The following is a 20474-nucleotide window of genomic DNA, read 5'->3' as shown; positions in this document are numbered from 1 at the left end:
CATGGCAGATAAGATGCAAACCTACCTTTTGCTACTGCGGGGCATCAATGTAGGCGGCAAGAACAAGATTGTTATGGCTGAACTCAAGGCGGTGTTAGAGGAACAGGGCTTCCAAGCGGTTAAAACCTATATCAATTCAGGTAATGTTATCTTTCGGACTGACCAAGCCGACCTACAAAGACTTTGTCATAGCTTAATTGCACAGCACTTTGCCCTGGACGTTGCCTGCGCAGTCTATCCTGCCCAGCAAGTTTTAGATATGTCTGCCCAACAACCTGATTGGTTCAATAGAGCTGATTATGATAAGCATAATGCTATCTTTGTCCTTCAACCTTGGACAGCTGAAATGGTTGTGAAACGTATGCCTGCGGTTAGAGAGGGCTATGAACTACTGGCGACTGCCTCTGGTATGCTCTTTTGGACTTGTCAGCGCCAGCATTTTAGCAAAACGAGCTACAGCAAAATTAGTAAGGATAAGCTAGTCTATGGCATGACTACCATTCGCAATGGTAATACCTTTAGGAAACTGACACAGATGGTGGCGGATTATGTGGAACGCTATGGAGCTTAGGAAAGAGAAGAAATAACTAAGATGATTTTTACTACCATTGAGATCTAGCAGATTGGTAAGGGAAGTGCTTTTGTCCGCTAGACTTTTGAGAAAGGTATCTGAGATCAAGTAAGAGTCACCCTAAGCTAGAGAGCCTAAGTGTAGGAAAAGTAAGTGAACTATAAGAAAAGGGCCAGCACAAGTGGGTGCTGGCTTTTTTGATGGAATTTCTTTTTAAGATATTGATGCTAATCTGCTTTTGAATGTTAGAGTGATTCTGGAGCACTTCACTGGGCAAGTGTATTAAAATGCCTCAACACTTTTTGTGCTGAGGTGTTTGTTTAACATCAATGTTGAGCCGCGGAGGCTTTTTGAATTTTTTTAGCAGTGGTCATCATAAGGCGGATGCGGTTAAGTTGGTTGACTTCTGATGAGCCTGGGTCGTAATCAATTGGGGCAATATTGGCTCCTTTGTATTGGCGGCGCAGCTCTTTGACCATTCCTTTTCCGACGATGTGGTTAGGCAGGCAGCCAAATGGTTGCAGGCAGACGATGTTCTTGACATCGTTGTTGAGCAGTTCAATCATCTCACCTGTCAGGAACCAGCCTTCACCAGTATGGTTACCGATGGAGATAATCTTAGAAGCTCCTTCTGCGATGTCATAGATAGATTCAATACCTTCAAAGCGCTTAGATTTCTCCAGTGTCTTGTTCATTGGTTTTTCAAGGAGATTGATGGCATCAATGCCTAGCTTAGCAAGGCGTTTGCTCTTTTGACTCATGTTGAGTTCGTCAGCCTTCCAGATTTGGTTGAAGAGGGAGTAGTTCATAAAGCCAATCAGGTCAGGTACGACAGCTTCGCCGCCTTCACGTTCGATGATGCCGACGATGTCATTGTTAGCAGTAGGGGCGTATTTGACCAGAATTTCACCAACAACACCAACACGTGGTTTTTGACCGAAGTCAACGGTTTCAAGCGTGTCAAAGTCTTTGATGATCCGCTTCATGTTGCGGTTGAACTCAAAGTAAGAGCCTGTCTTGATGTTGTGTTTGGCGGTACTCAGCCATTTTTCATAGAGAGCATTGGCAGAACCAGAAACTTTTTCATAAGGACGGACTCGGTAGAGAACACGTTCAAAGAGATCGCCATAGAGGACAGAGATGAGCAGGCGCTTGACGAAGGGAATAGTGATGTTCCAGCCTGGCGTTTCCTCGGTTCCTTGGTTACCCATGGAGATGGAAACGACAGGAATTTGCGGGAAGCCAGCATCCTTAAGTCCCTTACGTAGGAGTGGAATATAGTTAGTTGCACGGCAGCCGCCGCCAGTTTGGGTCATCATGACGCTGGTATTATCAAGGTCGTACTTGCCTGATTGAAGAGCTTCTAGGATTTGCCCAATCGAGATGATAGCAGGGTAGCAGGCATCATTATGAACAAACTTGAGCCCGACATCCACTGCCTGTCTGTCCATAGCAGGCAAGATGACGACATTGTAACCTGCTTGTTTGAAGGCTTCTTCAATGAGGCCATTTTGGTGGATGGGCGAGAGCATTGGCATGAGCAGCGTATGGGTTTTCTTCATTTCTTTGGTGAAGACTGGCTCTTGTTTGTGTTCTTCCTCCTCTGGTTCTTTTAAAAATTGTGGAGCTTGATTGAAGATGTGGTCAAGGTTAGCTTTTTTCAACTTGTTGTCGCGTTCTTCTACAGCAGCCTTGAGGGAACGTAGGCGGATGCGGATGGCACCCATGTTGCTACCTTCGTCAATTTTAAGAACAGTGTAGAGTTTGTTGTGACCACGCATGATTTCTTCAACTTGGTCAGTTGTGACAGCGTCCAAACCACAACCAAAGCTGTTAAGTTGAACAAGCTCAAGGTTGGGATTTTTAGACACAACCTTGGCAGCTGCGTAGAGGCGAGAGTGGTAGACCCATTGGTTGACAACACGCAGACCGCCAACTTCTTCCAAGCCTGAGACCATGTCTTCGGTCAGGACGTGGAAGCCTTCTTGGGTGATGATGTTTGCGATCCCATGATTGATTTCAGGATCTAAGTGATAAGGACGACCTGACAACACGATGGCCTTTTCATTTTTCATGGCAATGGTAGTCAGCAGCTCGTCAGCCTTAGCTTGAAGGTCAGCTTTAAAGTCTTCTAGAGCTTGGTAGCCATGATTAACCGCCTTGCGGATGTCTTCTTTGTTAATGTCTTCGTACCCTGCGAAGGCTTTAGACAAGGAGAACACCAGTGTTTCAGGGTCGGCTAGATTGACGAAAGGGTGGTAGAATTTAACATCTCCGTCACGGATAGGGTCCATATTCTTTTCAATGACTTCAGGATAACCTTGAACGATAGGGCAGTTGTAGTGGTTAGGTGCTTTGCTATTTTCAATACGCTCATAGATAACACTAGGGTAAAAGATGGCGTCCACCTTCTTATCAATCAAGGATTGGATGTGACCGTGTACCAGCTTGGCAGGGTAGCAGACCGTGTCGGATGGAATGGTTTCAATTCCCTTTTCAAACAATTTCTTGTCAGACTTAGGTGAAATTTGGACACGAAAACCAAGGTCAGTCAGGATGGTGTGCCAAAGTGGATAATTTTCGTACATGTTGAGCACACGGGGGATGCCAATGACACCATGTACGGCATCACGTTTTGACAACGCCTTGAATTTGAAAAGCTTCTTGTATTTGTAGTCAACTAAGTTTGTTTTAGCGTTGCTACGGTCGAACTTAATTTTAGTGACTTTTTCAGCACCGCGCTCGCAGCGGTTTCCTGTGACGAATTTTGAACCGTCAGGGAAAATAGTGACAGTCAAGGCACAGTTGTTTTCACAGAGACCGCAGCGGGTGAATTCTTTCTCAGACGTGAAGCTATCCAGCTCGTCCAAACCCATCAGGGTCGAACCAGCTCTGCTATTTTTAAATTTATCTTCAACCATTTACATTCTCCTTATACCATGATGGCTTGAGCTTGGTGGGTGTGGGTTTCGTCTTCGTATTTTTCTTGAGCAATGAGAGCGCAGCCATAAGCTCCCATGAGTCCAGCAATGCTTGGGCGGACGACTTCTCGACCTGAAACCAATTCAAAGGCACGCAGAACGGCTTCGTTGTAGAAGGTACCGCCTTGGACAACGATTTTTTCACCAAGGTCTTCAGGACGTTTGAGTTTGATAACCTTATAGAGGGCATTTTTAATAACAGAGTAGGAAAGTCCAGCAGAAATGTCAGCAACGGTTGCCCCTTCTTTTTGCACTTGCTTAACTTTAGAGTTCATGAAGACGGTACATTTAGAACCGAGGTCAACCGGGTGCTCTGCCAGCAAGGCAACTTGAGCGAAGTCTTTGACATCATATTTGAGCGATTTGGCAAAGGTTTCAATGAAGGAACCGCAGCCAGACGAACAGGCTTCGTTGAGTTGGATGCTAGAAAGTGCCCCATCTTGAACAGACATGGCTTTCATGTCTTGACCACCGATGTCAAGGATAAAGTCAACGCCGGGATTGAAGTAGTTGGCAGCCTTGAAGTGGGCTACCGTTTCGACTTCACCGTAATCCACGCGAAGCGCAGCCTTGATGAGATTCTCACCATAGCCTGTCACACAAGAACGAGCAATAAAGGCCTCCTCTGGCAATTGATGGTAGATTTCTTTGAGGACAGCGATCACTGATTCAAGAGGCTGTCCTTTGTTACTGCCGTAGTTTTGGAAGAGGATATTGCCATCTGGGTCGGTCAGGATAACCTTAGAAGTGGTAGACCCTGCATCAATACCGAGGAAGACTGGACCAGAAGCAGTCGCGATGTCTTTATATTGAGCGCTAGCTTCATTGTGGCGTTGGCGCCAAATGTCAAGTTCCTCTTGGTTCTTGAAGAGGACGTCCAGAGTGCTTTTAGGTACCAGTGATTCAGAAGTGTTGTGATTGAGGTTGTCAATAATTTGTGACAATTTAAGAACTGCTTGGTCTTCATCAAAGGCAGCTCCCATGGCAACAAAGAGTTGTGGATTTTCTGGGAAAATCACATTTTCAGGAGCAATATTAAGGGTCTCAATGAAACGTTGGCGCAATTCACTCATGAAAAAGAGTGGGCCACCTAGAAAGGCAATATTACCAGTGATTTTACGACCTGAAGCTAATCCTGCGATGGTTTGATTGACCACGGCTTGGAAGATAGAAGCAGCGATATCTTCCTTGCGCGCGCCTTCGTTGATGAGGGGCTGAACATCTGTCTTGGCAAAAACTCCGCAGCGGCTGGCGATAGGATAGATGGTTTTATAACCCTTGGCTAATTCGTTAACGCCATTAGCATCTGTCTTGAGCAGCTCGGCCATTTGGTCAATAAAGGCTCCTGTACCACCGGCACAAGTCCCGTTCATGCGCTGTTCGAGAGCATCACCGAAGAAGGTCATCTTGGCATCTTCACCACCCAGTTCAATGACCACATCGGTTTGTGGAATGCGCTTTTCAACGGTAGTGGTGGCAGCGATCACTTCTTGAACAAAAGGAATGTTTGCTGCGTCAGATAGGCCCATACCACCGGAGCCAGTGATAGCAATTGAAACTTGGCAATCCCCGATTTCAGAGATAGCTTCTCTTAAAACTTTGATGGTCGCCGCTTTAACATCTGAATAGTGACGTTCATAGCGTGCGAAAAGTAGATTGTCCTTTTCATCGAACACAACGACCTTAACGGTTGTTGAGCCGACATCAATACCTGCTTTATACAATTGTCTTCCTCGTTTCTAGGCAACAAAGTGTCAGCCTGTCAACAATCCGTTGGATAAGCAACAGATTGTTTGTTATAATATTATTATAAAACTCAATTTATCAATTTCAATCGTTGATTTTTTTAAAACTGTTGTTTAAACAACACATAACCAACAATCTGTCGTTTATCTTGAAAGGAAAATCATGAAATTTACCGATATTCGTTACCTAAGAACTGAAAAACTCATCTTTGATGCCTTTACAAAGTTGCTCAGTCAGAAGCCCTACGAGAAAATTACTGTTCAAGATATCGCAGACGAAGCTATGATTAATCGTGCTACTTTTTATTCTCACTACGCCGATAAGGATCAGCTGCAAGATGGTATTAAAAAACAGTTGCTCATCCAACTGTCTGACATGATTGATGCGGCTCAGGTTGCAAGTGGCGATACATTCATGGTCAGAAAGGCTGAGAATCTACTAACTAATTTTTATCATAGTTTAGAGAAAAATCCAGCCATTGCTAAGATTGTCGCCAAGAGCATTTCGCAGGAAGTCATGCAGGAAAGTTTTAGCCAACTCATGCACGACAAGTACGCTGACCTGCTAGCCAAACTCAATGTCACCGAGTCTGGGCAGCCCGTTCCTACGGACTTTATCGTGGCCTATCTGACTAGTATTTTCACGGGGACTCTGATTTGGTGGATCAAGTCAGACTTTTCTATGACAGCCAAAGAGCTGGCGCGTCTGGTTATCACTCTTATCAGCAACGGTCACCTGACTGTCATGGGTGTCATCATTAACCGCGATTGATTTTTTTTGAAGAACGACGTAGAGTAAGAAAGCTGTTTGAGCTATATGGTTGTTGAAAGGCCTTGAGTAATATCACTAGATTTTTTATCGTAGTAAGGAGTAACCAGCTATTGCGCTGGTTCTCTTTTTTATTATAAACAATAAATAACAATTAACAGAAAATTATAAAACATAGCTAAAATGTAACAAAAATTTAAAGTTTAAAATATTAAAATAATAAAAATTAACAACTATTTCATAATTCAAATAATAAATATGATAAAATTTTAAAGAAAATACTTTTTAATTAAAAAATAAAAATTATGGAGATATTATGACTGTTCTGTTAATGGGGAATGTCAATAAAATTTCAGAAAATGCTATGATAAAGGCTTTTCCTGATGAGGAAATTATTGTATTAAGAAAAGAAATAAAAAAGAGAAGAAGTAGACAAATTAAAAGTATCACGCTGACAGAATCAACAGATCTTAACCTACTAATTGATACTTATCAAGCTGACTTTGTTATTTATTTTTCGGAATTTTTGACGCCAGAGTTGGATGGAAAAGAGGAGTTTCAACAATTAGAGGCTGTACTTGATGTCCTAAAAAACAAGAAGTGTCACTTTATTTACGTTGAAGGACCGTACCTTAACTTTAGTCATGTTAGTAATAAAGGTTTGTTGGCAGCAGCAGCTGAACAGCTATGCTTGTCATATAGAGACTCTTACGGTTTAACAATGAAAATTCTTCGTTCATTATTTTTATATGATGCAAACACTATTTGTTATTTATTAGATAGTGAAAACAATACAGTAAATTGGGATCAAAAGGCTTTTCTGATTTATCAAGGTGACTTATTGGCACTTCTCTATCGAATGGTTGATAACTGGAAAATAGAAGATTCAGGTACAATTTACTCAATTCCAGATGAGTTTTCTGTTAGCTATCATCAGATAGCAGAAAGCTTGGAAATGTCCAAGGAAAGTCAGGAAAAATTATTTACAGATGATGCGGCAATTATTGAATTAAATCACAGCGATAAACTTCTTAGTAAAACTTATCGCTGGTTTCCAAAAATTTCGCCACTTGAGGATATTAGCTCGTTAGAAATGTCATCTAAAAAAGGGTCTGAACAAATTAAGGAGTGGCATCGACTGGTTTCAGTCTTTAGAGCAGATACGATTTGGAGTAAGTTTCTCATTGTTCTTGTCTTTTTTGCTGTTAGTGAAGTTTTGACTCATGTTCTTGGTCAGCAAGTTTACTTCAATATGATTGATTATCGCCTGTTATTCGTGGTGGTATCAGGCCTTCTTCTTGGTGCAAAATTCGGTCTCTTAGCTGCCTTTCTGTCATCTTTAAGTTTAGTTTATAATACAATGACAGTCAGCAACATTAGTTTTTCTGCGATTTTCTTTGAGCCTTCAAATTGGATTGCCTACATTGCTATGTTTATTGCAGGGGCTGTGAGTGGTATTGTCAAGGATCAAGGCAAGGATAGTCAGTATAATTTGGTTGAGCAAAATAAGTTATTGGCTCAAAAATTATCTGATGAACACCAGTTTATTGACGATTTACTAGAGAAACAGTCAGAGTTAACTTATCAACTGATTGGGCGTACAGATAGCTATGGGCAGATTAATTTTTATATGAAGAAATTAGACACGCCTTACTTGGACATCTTTTTGGCGCGTATGGTGCAAATGACATCAGAGCTCTTTGCAACAGATGCTATTTATCTTTATTCTAGAAATGATGCCGGACAGTTTAAATTGGAATTATCCAAGTCAACCAAAAAAGTAGAGTCACTTCAAAATATTCAGCACTTGACAAGCGTTATGACAGATTTGAGTCAAACGAAAACATGGATTAATCACCGGTTGGAAAAAGGCTATCCTATGTTTGTAGCTTCATTGACTGGTCAAAATACTCAACTCTACCTGGTGGTTGATCAAGTTGCAAATAATAAGCTGGACTTATACCATCAAAATCTATTTCTTGTTTTAACAGATATTTTTCAGTTGCTCTACCGTTATTGCTTATTACAGCAGAATCATGCGACAGTTGCAGGGCAGCAAGTCTATAATATCTCTGATTTTCAGAAAAAATTGGAGCTACTCAGTCAAGAAGCATCAGGAGATTTGCATTATCAGCTAGCAGAAATTGAAATTAGTGCTGATTATGACTTTACTTCTATTGTGACCTATCTGCTGCAACATATTAGTCAGTTAGATAGTCTTAGTTTAATTGATGGCAAGCTATATCTCTTGAATATTTTTGTCTCTGAAACGCATAAAGTTTCTTTGGAAAACTTATTGGCTAATTTGCCAGTCAAAATTAAATCTGTGAGTGACCTCAGTGACTTATTGGCTAGTTTGGAAATCAAGAAAAATGTTTCATAATTATGTAAAGATAGGGGATTCCTCGTTTTGTTAATGATATTATTTTTTATTATTCATATTATAGTAGCAGGAGTAATCCTATTTTTTCATCCTATTAAGAGGAGTCCATTATCATACTTATTGTCATTTTTCTTAATATTTTTTCCAATTGTGGGACCGTTAACTTTCTTGTACGTTACTCACGGTAAGAATCATGTAGGAAAAGAGGAAATTGCAACAGAGCATTTTGACTGGATCGAAGAAGCTAAGCACAAAAAAATCAGTCAAAAGAAGCAAGTCCTTCAACTGCAAAATGTTGTTCCGTTACAAGAAGCGCTACTCCTTAATAATAAAGCTATTCGTCGTGAACTGATTATTGATGCTGTTCTTGTCAATCCAGATCGATTTGTTCCACTACTAAAGGAAGCAAGGCTTAATGATGATGTAGAGGTGGTTCACTATGCGACTACCATTTTGTCCGAACTCTCGACCAAATATGAGACACAGTTAGATGAGTTGGAAATGAAGGTTTCAGAAAACCCAAATAATCTTAATTTTCAAAAAGCTTATCTAGATTTTCTATATGATTATTTAATGAGCGATTTGTTAGAAGGCCATCTATCTGATGTTTTAAAATCACGCTATATGACCATTATGCAGAATTTGATTGGAAAAAATCAGATTAAGGACATTGAAGACTACCAGCGGTTAGCCATGCTTTATCTGGAAACTAATAAGTTAGACAAGTTATCACAGCTTATTGATGTGATGGGAGAACAATTCCCAGATGAAGAAGCCACTTTAATGGTTCGTTTGGAATGGATTATTGCCAAGAAATCTGCTACAGAACTTCAACAGTTTTTCAGTGATTTAAAAAAGAGTAGGGTTTATTTTTCAAAAGCTAATCGAGAAAAGATCGCTTTCTGGCAAGCAGGAGTTTATTAAGGGAGAAGTAGTCATTGAAAAAAAAGACATTTACATTTACCAGTTTATTACTTGTCTTTGGATTTTTACTTGTATTATCATTAGGACTTTTTTTTGAGCGTGGTGGTGTTCGTTATAACTCAAAGCAAAATAATTCATATTACCTCAAAAAGTCACAGGTCAAGACCAGTCAAGAAGTTGCTGATAGTCTTCCTAAGACCAATTTGGTCATCTACGATAGTTCTAACATAACGTCTGCACAGGCAATTGATAATTTTAAACAGATTTTCAAAGATATGAAAGTTGGAAGTGACTATATTGATATAGCGACAACAGCTATTCCAGATTACACTGCCTATCGGACGGTAGTCGTATTGACTCCAAGTTTAGAATCTATGGGGGAGAAGGCTCTTAGTTTGATGGACTGGGTGCAAGCTGGAGGTAATGTCATGTTTGGTATGACTCTGGGGAGTGATTCTGTTTCTTCTATTATCTCTCGTCAAATGGGGATTATGATAACGTCATCCGATTATGCGATGGTGAAAACGATTTTACCAAGTAAGGACTTTATGCTTGGAGGAGGTCAAAGTTTTAAAATTGATGAAGCTTTTGAATCTGCTTGGCAAGTTAGCTTAGACGATAATGCTAAAGTTTATATGACAACAGATGATGAGAACAAAGTCCCTCTTGTCTGGTCTTACGACTATGGTCAAGGAAGGGTTGCGGTTGACAACTTTGGTATTTATGACAAGGCTTATCGTGGCTTCTACGCGGCAACCTATTCTCTTTTAGATGATGTGGGAGTTTATCCTGTTATCAATGCTTCTTCATTCACATTGGATGATTTTCCCTCTCCAGTTCCAAATGGGGATGGGACTTATATTCAGCGTGATTACAATATGAAGACTGCAGATTTTTATTCAATGGTCTGGTGGCCAGATATGATGAAGTTAGCAAATAAATATGGTATTAAGTACACTGGTGTAGTCATTGAAAATTATGAGAACCAAACAAATGGTACTGTTCCAGCTCAGGAAGACCAGTCACGTTTTTCATACTTTGGCAAGACCTTGCTGAAAAGTGGTGGAGAAATCGGTTATCATGGCTATAATCACCAACCGCTAGTTCTACCAGATACCGACTATGGTGATGAGTTTGATTATAAAACATGGGCCAATGAGAAGGCCATTAAAAATTCTCTGAATGAGTTAATTCGTTTTACAGGAGAGCTTTTTCCAGACGCCCAGAAATCGGTCTATGTACCGCCATCCAATATTTTATCTGAACAAGCTCGTCAGATTCTGAAAAAAGATTATCCAGAAATCAAAGTCATTGCAAGTAACTATTTCTCAGGTCATTATGTCTACAGTCAAGAATTTGAAGTGGCTGAGGACGGAATGATTGAGGCACCACGCATTAGTTCTGGAACACTAATTGATGATTATATGAAAATCACAATGCTATCCGAACTCAACATGCATTATCTTAGTCACCACTTTGTCCACCCAGACGATCCCTTAGACGTTGATCGTGGCGCAAAGCTTGGCTGGAAAAAAATGTATAGCAATCTTTCTGCACAATTTAAGTGGCTTTATACAACGGCACCGTCCATCAGAAATTTGACTGAATCGCAAATGGGAGGAGCCATAGAACGCTTCTCAAATGTGACAGTATCTAAATCAGTAACAACTGATAAAATCACTCTTGATCTGGGTCATTTTGTTGATGAAGTTTATCTGATGGTTCGGGTTAATGATGGTACGATTGGGACAGTAACTGGAGGTAGCCTAGAGAAGTTAGCCGACAATCTTTATTTACTCCATGCCCAAAAGAAACGTGTTGTTATTCAGCGAAATAAATCAGAGTAATTGGAAAGGAAGAAGAAGTGAGAATTTGTTTAATCTTGGAAGGCTGCTATCCTTATGTTCATGGTGGTGTGTCATCCTGGATGCACAATTATATCAATGAGATGTCTGAACATGAATTTGTCCTGGTAACGATTGGTGCTAATGCTAAACAAAAGGGAAAGTTTAAATATGAATTAGCTGACAATGTGACAGAAATTAAAGAATTTTTTTTGGATGATGCTTTAACTGTCCAAGGGACAGGAAAAATTAATTTGTCTAAGGTAACTGACTCAGAGAAAGCTGCCCTGAAAGAAATGATAGCCTGCCAAAGGCCTAATTGGGATTTGCTCTTTGAGTTATTCAACCGTAAACAACTTAATCCAGTTGATTTTTTGCAGAGTGAACTTTTTTTAACGCTTTTAATGGAAATTGTTGACGAAAATCATAATCAACAATCTTTCTCGGATTTGTTTCATACAACGCGTTCCATGCTTTTAACAGTGCTTTATTTATTAAATCAAGAGATGCCAGAGGCTGATGTTTATCATTCCATTGCAACGGGATATGCTGGTCTGCTGGCGTCATTGGGAAGTTATCAATATCAAAAACCTCTCTTGCTAACTGAGCACGGTATCTATACGCGCGAACGAGAAGAAGAAATTTTACGGGCTAATTGGGTTTTACCGAGTATGAAACACCAGTGGATCCAATTTTTCTACATGTTATCTGATTTAATCTATCGTAAGGCTAATCGTGTGACTAGTCTTTATACAGCAGCTAAATTTATTCAACAAGAAGTTGGCTGTGATATTGATAAATGCCGTGTTATTTCAAACGGTATTCACTATGACCGTTTTTCAGCTATTCCTCTAAAAGAGGATGATGGCTGGGTTGATATAGGAGCAGTTGTCCGTATTGCTCCAATCAAAGACATAAAGACCATGCTCTATGTTTTTTATGAGTTATCTCAGAAATACGACAAAGTCCGTCTGCATATCTTGGGGGCAGTTGATGATAAAAAATACAACAAGGAATGTCATCAGCTAGTAAAACAGTTAAATATAAAAAATGTTATTTTTGCTGGTCAGGTTGATGTGGTACGTTATATGGAAAAGTTAGACTTTACAATATTAACCAGTATATCGGAAGCGCAGCCCTTGTCAGTTATCGAGTCAATGGCTGCTAGACGTCCTTGTGTTACAACAGAAGTTGGTTGTTGTCGTGAATTGTTAGAAGGTGGTCCAGACGACCAGCTAGGAATTGCAGGCTACTGCGTGCCTCCGACTTATCGCTTGGGCTTAACTCAGGCTATGGAAAAGATGTGCAGTTCAAGAGAATTACGCCTAAAACTTGGTAAGACTGCTCAAAAACGCGCTGAAACTTATTATTTATATGAAACAATGATTCAACAATATCGTGATTTGTATGAGGAGGTGGTTTAATTGGCGGGAATTGGTTTCTCAATCAATGAGATTTTAAAAGAAAAGAACTTGACCTCTAGACCCAGAGCCTACACCTATGCTGCAGTGACGGCAGCAGGACCACTCATATTGGGGGAAATTGTTCTCTTCTCTGTTTATCTTTTAGCTTCCTTTTCAAAAATTAACCTAGCTGATCGTAATTTATTAGTTGCTCTGATTACCTATGCTTTGCTGGCTTCCCTTTTGGTTAATGGCTTTTCATCTCTGGTTATTTCACGTTACTTGTCTGACAAACTGTACACTAAGAAACTTAAGGGCTTCTTAGCGACTTATTGGGGAAGTCAATTCTTCTTAGTGAGCTGTGGGGGCTTTCTATATGCAATCTTCCTTATTTTTTCTGGAGTTGGATTTATTTATGGTATATTGGCCTGGATCCTTTTCTGTGAGTTGATTATGACTTGGAATGCCATTAATTTTTTGACAGTTACCAAGGACTACATGGGTATTTTTAAGGCCTTTATGTGGACTATTCTGGTGACTTTTCTAATTGGTGCCTTTTTTCTGATTTTGAAGTTTCCTGTTGTAATTGCACTTTTATGGGCTATTGTTTTAGGATATGCTAGTTTTATTGTCCAGGTGAGTCTGGTTTTATATAGGCAGTTTCCTCAGAAAATTGTGGCTAAAGAATTATTCCATTTCCTAACTTACTTTGACAAGTATAAAAAACTGGCTGTTATTGGTGGTTGTACACAAATCGGACTATTATCTCATGTGGTTGCTGTCTGGTTTTCACCTATTGGTCAGCAAGTTAAAGGTATTTTTCATATTGCGCCTTACTACGATTTATCAGTTTTTATTGCTTCGCTAACAATGCTGACAACGACTATTAATTTTATCGTGGTTTTAGAAGTTGATTTTTCTAAGGTATCTTATAACTTTTATCAATTATTCAACCGTGGCGGCAGTTTACAGGAATTAAGAGATGCAGAAAATGAAATGCTAGCCAGTTTGAGGAGGCACCTAAAAAGCGTAGGGTGGAAACAATTGTTAACAACCTTAATTGCTATTTCATTTGGACTAGCCATTTTAAGTTATTTGCCACTAGGCTTCAATGATACGATGCGTGGTTATTTCCGCGTTTTATGCGTTGCCTATGCCATCTATGCTCTTGCTAATGTTGTCACCTTAACAACGACCTACTTTGGTAATGTAGATAAAGCCTATCGAACAAGTATTGTTTTTGCGCTAACAGTAACTTTGTTTAGCTTTGGTTTAATCTTTGCTAATAGTCTTTTTTATGGCTTTGGTTTCCTATTAGGATCCGTTATTTACTTTCTACTCTCATGGTATGATTTGGAAAATATTACAAGCAATCTCTTCTATCAGGTCCTCAGTCGTCAACCTTTGATTCAGAAGAAAGAAGAAGGTGGTTTTTTTCATTATTTATATAAATGGTTAACCGTGAAGACAATTGCAATCTTTAAAAAAGGAATTACTTATGAAAAAGAATAGGACACTCATGCAAGTTGCTTTCTTGCTACTCTTATCCCTTGTTCTCATTATTTTATTTGCTCCACTCTTAAAAAATAGTAGCGGAAGCAAGGCTAGTAAAAATAAGGAGGCCACAGTGACAAAGTCCAGTGACTCCTATCATTTGAGAGATAACTCAGCTAATTATAAGACCTATAACCGTGATAAAGTAGGGACTATGTATCTTACTGTCAGTCGCGGTAATGATTCAGATAATACCAATCATTCTTGGTCAGAGGTTAATGGTTTATCCGTTTATGATTATGACAAAATGGGTGTAGACCGTTACAAGGTGGCTGGACTATTACAAGTTGGTGATGAGAAAGGACCAAAAGCTGGTGAATTGGGCTATGGTCAAACAACGCCAAATGCATCTGTTCAAGTTAGAGGTCAGACCTCCAGCCGAAATCCACAAAAGAACTATAAGATAAAGATTAAGGATAGCAAAGGAAGTTGGTATGGTCAAAAGACAATCAATCTCAACAAGCACCAGACAGATAGCCTTCGTTTCCGTAATATGATGGCTTACACGCTCTTACAGGACATTCCTCAATTATTAAGTCTGCAAACCCAGTTTGTTCATCTTTATGTCAAAGATACAACTGGTGACAAGCCTAATGAATTTGTTGATTATGGACTGTATACTCAGGTGGAACAGCTTAATAAGCAAGGCATGAAAAATCATAATTTAGACAGTAGTGGGCAATTATATAAAATTAACTTTTTTGAATTTTATCCAGATGATGATATCAAGTTAGCTACCGATCCGAAATATGATCAAAAGAAATTTGAAACCAAGATCGAAATTAAGGGATCAACTGACCATACTAAGCTTTTGAAATTAATTAAGGCCGTCAATAATACATCGCTTGATTTTGATAAAGTGCTTGATAAAAATTTAGATATGGAAAATTTGTCTTATTGGATGGCTTTTCAGATCTTAATTGGCAATCATGATACTCAAAACCGTAACATATTCTTATACAGTCCTTTAAACTCAAAACGTTGGTACATTATTCCTTGGGATAATGATGGCATGCTTTTCAAAACAGAGTATCAAATAGAAGGTCACAATGGTGACGCTAGTTGGGAAACAGGAATCAGCAACTATTGGGGGAATATGCTCTTCAGACGAGCTTTACAATCTAAAAAATTCCGTAAGGCTCTGGATGAGGCTATCTTAGATTTACGCAGCAATGTATTGACCAATAAAAAAATTAGCAGCCTTTCACTAGAATATGCCAAGGTAGTGGAACCTTACATCACAGAAGTGCCAGACAGTACACGTCTAGGTGTTTCTATGACTCAATATCAGCAAATTCTTGCAGCCTTGCCCAAGGAAGTTGAAGAAAATTACCAATCATACAAAGAAAGCCTGACTAAACCGATGCCATTCTTTATTGGCACTCCAAAACTAAACGGTTCAAAATTGAAACTCAATTGGGACAGTGCCTTTGACTTCAAAGCTCAAGATATTACTTACACAGTGGAAGTATCCAAAGACTATAAGTTCACCTCAACCATTTTCAAAAAAGCTAATATTAAGTTAACTTCCACTGAAATGGATAAACTAGGAGCAGGGCAATACTTCATCCGCGTAACAGCTAAAAATTCCGCTGGTAAAATGCAGACAGCCTTTGATTACTATGTTGGCGAAAATGAAAAATACTCTGGTGTTAAATCTTTCTATGTTGATAACGATGGTTCAGTGAAAGAGGATACCTATGAAGAGTAAAGAAAAATTTCGACATGAGCAGAAATATTTGATTTCAAAGAAAGATCAGTCCCTTATTCGCCAGAGATTGAGAGAAATCATGACCTTAGATAAGCATGTTCAAAATCAAAATTACACCATTCGCAGTCTTTATTTTGATGATTATTGGAACAGCTCCTATGAGGAAAAGCAGGCAGGTATTCTGGTTCGGAAAAAGTACCGTATTCGTATTTACAATTTTTCTGACAATGTTATCCGTTTAGAACGCAAACGAAAATATGGTGCACAAATTTATAAGGAAGATGCCCCTTTGACGCGGGAAGAATTCTACCAAATTTTAGATGGAGATTATGATTTTTTGTTGAAAAGTCCCCATCCCCTTTGCAGAGAATTCTATGTTGAATGTAAGGTTAATATCATGCGGCCTAGGACAATTGTAGATTATGAACGAGAACCCTGGGTCATGGATGAAGGAACGGTGCGCGTGACATTTGATGAAAATGTTCGTGCAGCCGTGGGCAGTTTTGATATTTTCAATCCTAATCTGTCGACACTTGAAGTGATTGAACCAGACAAGTTGGTCATGGAAGTCAAGTTTACAGAGTTTTATCCTGATATCATCAAGGAAATCATTCCGACAGATGCGACAGAGTATACGGCAGTCTCTAAGTATGTTCTTTGTTATGACAAGTCGAATTATAAGCACAGTTTTACTAGCTATTGGTACGATGGTGAGTAAACTTCTGAAAATGAAAGAGAAATGTAATGAGTATTCAAGATATTTTTAAAAATTCCTTTATTAGTTCTTATCAGGGCAATAGCTTGTGGCAAGTTTTGCTGTCTTTGGGCATCTCTATTATCATGGGTTATGTCATTTACTTGATTTATCGTCAATTCTATATGGGAGTTGTTTTTTCACGTAGTTTTGCTTTGACCTTAGTTGGAATGACTATTCTAACCTGTATGGTGACCCTAGCTATTAGCACCAATATCGTTATTTCCCTTGGGATGGTTGGTGCCCTGTCTATCGTTCGTTATCGGACAGCTATCAAGGATCCGATGGATCTTCTCTATATTTTCTGGGCCATTACGACGGGGATTACCGTGGGTGCAGGCATGTATTTTCTAGCTATCGCGGCAGCAGTTGTGATGACAATCCTCTTCACCATTTTCTACCATCACCAACAAAGAGGTAAGGTTTATATCGCTGTTATTCATTATAAGGACGATGCCACAGAAGAAAAGATTTTTCAAGCCTTTGGTAAGATGAAATATGTCCTAAAAGCTAAGACTGCACGCAAGGATATGGTAGAATTATCCGTTGAAGTCTTCTGCAAGGATGATGATTTAGTCTTTTCAAATGAAATTCGTGATGTTGAAGGTGTTGAAGACATCACCTTGATTCAATACAATGGTGAATACCATGGTTAAAGCAAATGACAAAACAAAATCAAGTGAAAAAGCCACCCCATAAGATGATCTTTGCTCTTACTGTTATCGTCTGCTGCCTTATCGCATGTTTATTAGGATACTATCAGATGAATCAATCAAAAATAATTTTGGAAAAGACCTTCAGTAAATCAGAAAAAACGATTGCTAATCCCCTCATGGGTTTTGCTCCGCAAGCATCAGATCAGGTGGTTTCAGACGATATCGAGTTAGTCTATATTGATCTGTATTGGTCGGAGCTAGAGCCTAAAGAAGGGCAGTTTAACTGGCAGGACATTGAAAAAGAAGAACAGTTTGAACGCTGGCGCTCAGAAGGTAAACATGCGATCCTTCGTTTTGTCAGTGATTACCCGACCAACAAGGATCACCTGGATATTCCGCAGTGGTTGTATGATAAAACGAAGGATGGCAGGCATTATAAGAATGATTATGGCAAGGGCTACTCTCCCAATTACAAGAATCCTATCTTAGTGGCGGCTTTTCAAAAAGCGGTTGCTGCTATGGGACAACGCTGGGGACGGGATGGCTTTATTGCTTATATTGAACTTGGTGGGCTAGGGCATTGGGGAGAATGGCATACTAGTTTTGAACCAAATAGCACAGGCTCTATGCCTAAGGAGGCAATCAGAAATCGATATGTCAGTCCCTGGAGCACGGCTTTTCCAACAGCAAAACTATTGATGCGTCGTCCCTTCAAGATAGCAGCTGAGCAAGGCATGGGACTTTTCAATGATGTCACAGGTGATGAGGATGAGACGGATACCTGGTTTCAATGGATCAAAGAAGGTGGCAACTACGAACAAACTGGTGAAAAGGCTGCCCTTTCTGCCATGCCTACTTACTGGAAAACGGCTCCAAGTGGTGGTGAATTGACCAGCGCCAAGAGTATGTATGAGTTGATGGTAGCTGATTTTGCGACCACCAAACGACTACTGAGACAGGCTCATACAACTTTTCTGGGACCCAAAATTGCAGACAAATCAGTAAGTTCATCAGCTTATGATAAGCTATTGAAAAATATGGGCTATCGTTTGTGGCTTTCTAAGGTACAAATCAATCATCAGAGAAATTTAAGTCTCACTTGGGAGAATGATGGTGTCGCTCCATTTTATTGGAAGTGGCCAGTGATGATTTATATTACCAGCAACGGAAAAACAGAAGCCATCAAGACACATTTTGATTTGACTCAGGTTCAGCCGGGGATATCAAAGCAACTAAGTCTAAAGCTCAGCTCTAAGCAATTTCAAGAGTGGCAGAAGATTAGTCTTGCAGTTCTTGATCCCATGACCAATAAGCCTGCCCTAAGATTTGCCATCAAAGGACATGAGGAAGATAAGATTCTGACCTTATTGTCACGATAGGAAAAGGGCTAGGGCTATAAAAGAAAGAAGTTAGCTTAACAAACATACTTATTATGGAGGTAAATAAATGTCAATTTTAGTTACAGGTGGAGCAGGCTACATCGGTAGCCATACCGTAGTCGAGCTTTTAGCTGCTGGTTACGATGTTATCATCGTAGATGATTTTTCAAATAGTTCCCCAGAGGTTCTCAAGCGTTTAGCCACTATTACAGGCAAGGAAATTCCTTTTTACCAAGGATCAATTTTAGATAAAACTTTCTTGGATAAGGTTTTTAAAGAAAATAAGATTGAAGCAGTTATTCACTTTGCAGCCTTTAAAGCTGTCGGGGAGTCTGTTGAGAAACCCTTAGTTTATTATCATAATAACATCACTGGCACCATTACCCTTTTAGAAGTGATGACGGGCAATGATGTCAAGAATATCGTCTTTAGTTCCAGTGCGACAGTTTATGGTATGACCAATGTCTCTCCTTTGACAGAAGATCTTCCAACTTCAGCCACTAATCCTTATGGCTATACCAAGGTCATGATGGAGCAAATTTTAAACGATGTTGCCCACGCTAATCCGGATTGGTCTGTGACCAATTTACGTTACTTTAATCCCATTGGTGCTCATGAAAGCGGCATGATTGGCGAGGCCCCCAATGGAATCCCTAATAATCTAATGCCTTACATCACCCAAGTCGCTGTTGGAAAATTAAAAGAACTAAATGTCTTTGGAGATGACTACGATACCCATGATGGCACTGGTGTTCGTGACTACATTCATGTGGTTGACCTAGCTAAGGGTCATGTTAAGGCCGTCAAAAACAATCTTGCTAATAAAGGAGCACGTGTTTATAATCTTGGTACAGGTCATGGTTATAGTGTTCTCGACCTTGTCAAAGCTTTTGAAAAAGCTAACGGTGTGACCATTCCTTATGTCATCAAGCCTCGTCGTGCTGGCGACATTGCCACTTGCTACGCTGACCCAAGCAAAGCTAAGCGAGAACTTGGATGGGAAGCACAAAAAACTTTGACAGATATGGTTAGAGATTCTTGGAAATGGCAGAGCCAAAACCCAAATGGTTATCAGTTGTAACAAATACAGAAGTTGAGCCTGACTCAGCTTCTTTTTTACTCCTTATGAGAGAAGGACTGGGGAAAAACAGCCTTAGATAGAAGTGCTGAACTGTGAATACAGGTTCTTATAGCCAGACCTTCGGGAAATTGATTAAAGGGTTAATCTAGCTGTCGACGGACAAAACTAACTCCCTGGCAAAGCAGTTAAGTTGACCACTTTCAACAGTCTATCTGGATTGCTGAAAAATCTAACTAATAAATGAGATAGTTCATCAGAATTACATTTGTGAAAGCCCGTCAACAATTTTGACAAGATAGCTGAGTTTATGCGGAAGAAAGGTGGTTTATGGAGTCGTCTTTAATTTTGGAGTTAAAGAAGCCAGTCGTTTTGACTTGGGCGGCTGTCCTTGATTTGCGAATGAATTTTTTTGCCTATATGATATCTTTTTTCTGGATTGGCACTATGTGGGTCAATATGCACCGCGCTTGGGACCATGTGAAGAAAATCAATAACAAGCTGGTTTGGATCTCCCTGCTTTTGCTTTTTTTTGCATCTTTCTTTCCTTATACGACCAGCATTGTAGCAGANAACTTCAATAGCNCTGTTGCNNAAACCCTCTATGGTGTTGTTGTCGTGTTGGTTTCCTTTACCAACGTTTGGATGTATGCAGAATTAGCCAAAGTAGCTGATAATAAAAGATCGCAAACCATTTCTAAAAATCATAATCGCATGATGTC

The 20474-nt window shown here is 39.7% G+C and carries 15 protein-coding genes; 13 read left to right on the top strand and 2 right to left on the bottom strand.

What is annotated here, in order from left to right:
• Nucleotide 1 precedes the first annotated feature (1 nt).
• Nucleotides 2-571, top strand: coding sequence for a DUF1697 domain-containing protein (locus A3GS_RS11545; RefSeq protein WP_018364361.1), 570 nt, complete (start codon nucleotides 2-4; stop codon nucleotides 569-571).
• A 326-nt stretch (nucleotides 572-897) separates the two neighbouring features.
• Here the strand turns inward: A3GS_RS11545 and A3GS_RS12310 are convergent, their stop codons facing one another.
• Both A3GS_RS12310 and A3GS_RS12305 read right to left on the bottom strand, forming a co-directional pair.
• Nucleotides 898-3492 (bottom strand): acyl-CoA dehydratase activase-related protein, encoded by a 2595-nt coding sequence (locus tag A3GS_RS12310; protein ID WP_083901874.1) that lies wholly within the window; start codon nucleotides 3490-3492, stop codon nucleotides 898-900.
• An 11-nt stretch (nucleotides 3493-3503) separates the two neighbouring features.
• Nucleotides 3504-5276 (bottom strand): acyl-CoA dehydratase activase, encoded by a 1773-nt coding sequence (locus A3GS_RS12305; RefSeq protein WP_083901873.1) that lies wholly within the window; start codon nucleotides 5274-5276, stop codon nucleotides 3504-3506.
• 184 nt (nucleotides 5277-5460) lie between these two features.
• Here A3GS_RS12305 and A3GS_RS0105170 point away from each other — a divergent pair, with 184 nt between their 5' ends.
• The 12 genes from A3GS_RS0105170 to A3GS_RS11535 form a co-directional block, all read left to right on the top strand.
• Nucleotides 5461-6069, top strand: a complete 609-nt coding sequence (locus A3GS_RS0105170; RefSeq protein WP_018364360.1) for a TetR/AcrR family transcriptional regulator — start codon at nucleotides 5461-5463, stop codon at nucleotides 6067-6069.
• A gap of 313 nt (nucleotides 6070-6382) precedes the next feature.
• Entirely contained in the window at nucleotides 6383-8449 is a 2067-nt protein-coding gene (locus A3GS_RS0105165) for a DUF4118 domain-containing protein (protein ID WP_018364359.1), read from the top strand.
• Between the two features lie 150 nt (nucleotides 8450-8599).
• Nucleotides 8600-9373 (top strand): hypothetical protein, encoded by a 774-nt coding sequence (locus tag A3GS_RS0105160; RefSeq protein ID WP_156808876.1) that lies wholly within the window; start codon nucleotides 8600-8602, stop codon nucleotides 9371-9373.
• A gap of 14 nt (nucleotides 9374-9387) precedes the next feature.
• Entirely contained in the window at nucleotides 9388-11220 is a 1833-nt protein-coding gene (locus A3GS_RS0105155) for a DUF2194 domain-containing protein (protein WP_018364357.1), read from the top strand.
• A gap of 17 nt (nucleotides 11221-11237) precedes the next feature.
• The gene (gene pelF / locus A3GS_RS0105150) at nucleotides 11238-12641 is read left to right on the top strand and encodes a GT4 family glycosyltransferase PelF (protein ID WP_018364356.1); all 1404 of its coding nucleotides are present in this window, start codon (nucleotides 11238-11240) and stop codon (nucleotides 12639-12641) included.
• Nucleotides 12642-14132, top strand: a complete 1491-nt coding sequence (pelG, locus tag A3GS_RS0105145) for an exopolysaccharide Pel transporter PelG (protein WP_018364355.1) — start codon at nucleotides 12642-12644, stop codon at nucleotides 14130-14132.
• Entirely contained in the window at nucleotides 14119-15885 is a 1767-nt protein-coding gene (locus A3GS_RS0105140) for a CotH kinase family protein (RefSeq protein ID WP_018364354.1), read from the top strand. The genes pelG and A3GS_RS0105140 overlap by 14 nt, the downstream gene beginning before the upstream one ends.
• Entirely contained in the window at nucleotides 15875-16603 is a 729-nt protein-coding gene (locus A3GS_RS0105135) for a polyphosphate polymerase domain-containing protein (protein ID WP_018364353.1), read from the top strand. Before A3GS_RS0105140 ends, A3GS_RS0105135 begins: the two co-directional genes overlap by 11 nt.
• Before the next feature lie 26 nt (nucleotides 16604-16629).
• Nucleotides 16630-17295, top strand: coding sequence for a DUF4956 domain-containing protein (locus tag A3GS_RS0105130; RefSeq protein WP_018364352.1), 666 nt, complete (start codon nucleotides 16630-16632; stop codon nucleotides 17293-17295).
• Between the two features lie 5 nt (nucleotides 17296-17300).
• Nucleotides 17301-18674 (top strand): DUF4832 domain-containing protein, encoded by a 1374-nt coding sequence (locus A3GS_RS0105125; RefSeq protein WP_240430890.1) that lies wholly within the window; start codon nucleotides 17301-17303, stop codon nucleotides 18672-18674.
• 67 nt (nucleotides 18675-18741) lie between these two features.
• Complete coding sequence (galE, locus tag A3GS_RS0105120) at nucleotides 18742-19755, top strand: UDP-glucose 4-epimerase GalE (RefSeq protein WP_018364350.1); 1014 nt, start codon at nucleotides 18742-18744, stop codon at nucleotides 19753-19755.
• Nucleotides 19756-20082: 327 nt separating this feature from the next.
• Nucleotides 20083-20474 (top strand): TMEM175 family protein (locus tag A3GS_RS11535; RefSeq protein WP_018364349.1); only part of this gene is annotated, 392 nt, incomplete at its 3' end.

This window comes from Streptococcus caballi DSM 19004, assembly GCF_000379985.1.
In the GTDB taxonomy this organism is placed as follows: domain Bacteria; phylum Bacillota; class Bacilli; order Lactobacillales; family Streptococcaceae; genus Streptococcus; species Streptococcus caballi.
This window is presented reverse-complemented; position numbering and strand designations above follow the sequence as displayed.

Bases quoted from the DNA above. Each gene is read 5' to 3' on its own strand.
- A3GS_RS0105170 (WP_018364360.1), top strand. From the start codon at position 5,461: ATGAAATTTACCGATATTCGTTACCTAAGAACTGAAAAACTCATCTTT.
- A3GS_RS0105165 (WP_018364359.1), top strand. From the start codon at position 6,383: ATGACTGTTCTGTTAATGGGGAATGTCAATAAAATTTCAGAAAATGCT.
- A3GS_RS0105125 (WP_240430890.1), top strand. From the start codon at position 17,301: ATGACAAAACAAAATCAAGTGAAAAAGCCACCCCATAAGATGATCTTT.
- A3GS_RS11545 (WP_018364361.1), top strand. From the start codon at position 2: ATGGCAGATAAGATGCAAACCTACCTTTTGCTACTGCGGGGCATCAAT.
- A3GS_RS0105135 (WP_018364353.1), top strand. From the start codon at position 15,875: ATGAAGAGTAAAGAAAAATTTCGACATGAGCAGAAATATTTGATTTCA.
- A3GS_RS12310 (WP_083901874.1), bottom strand. From the start codon at position 3,492: ATGGTTGAAGATAAATTTAAAAATAGCAGAGCTGGTTCGACCCTGATG.
- galE (WP_018364350.1), top strand. From the start codon at position 18,742: ATGTCAATTTTAGTTACAGGTGGAGCAGGCTACATCGGTAGCCATACC.
- A3GS_RS0105140 (WP_018364354.1), top strand. From the start codon at position 14,119: ATGAAAAAGAATAGGACACTCATGCAAGTTGCTTTCTTGCTACTCTTA.
- A3GS_RS0105130 (WP_018364352.1), top strand. From the start codon at position 16,630: ATGAGTATTCAAGATATTTTTAAAAATTCCTTTATTAGTTCTTATCAG.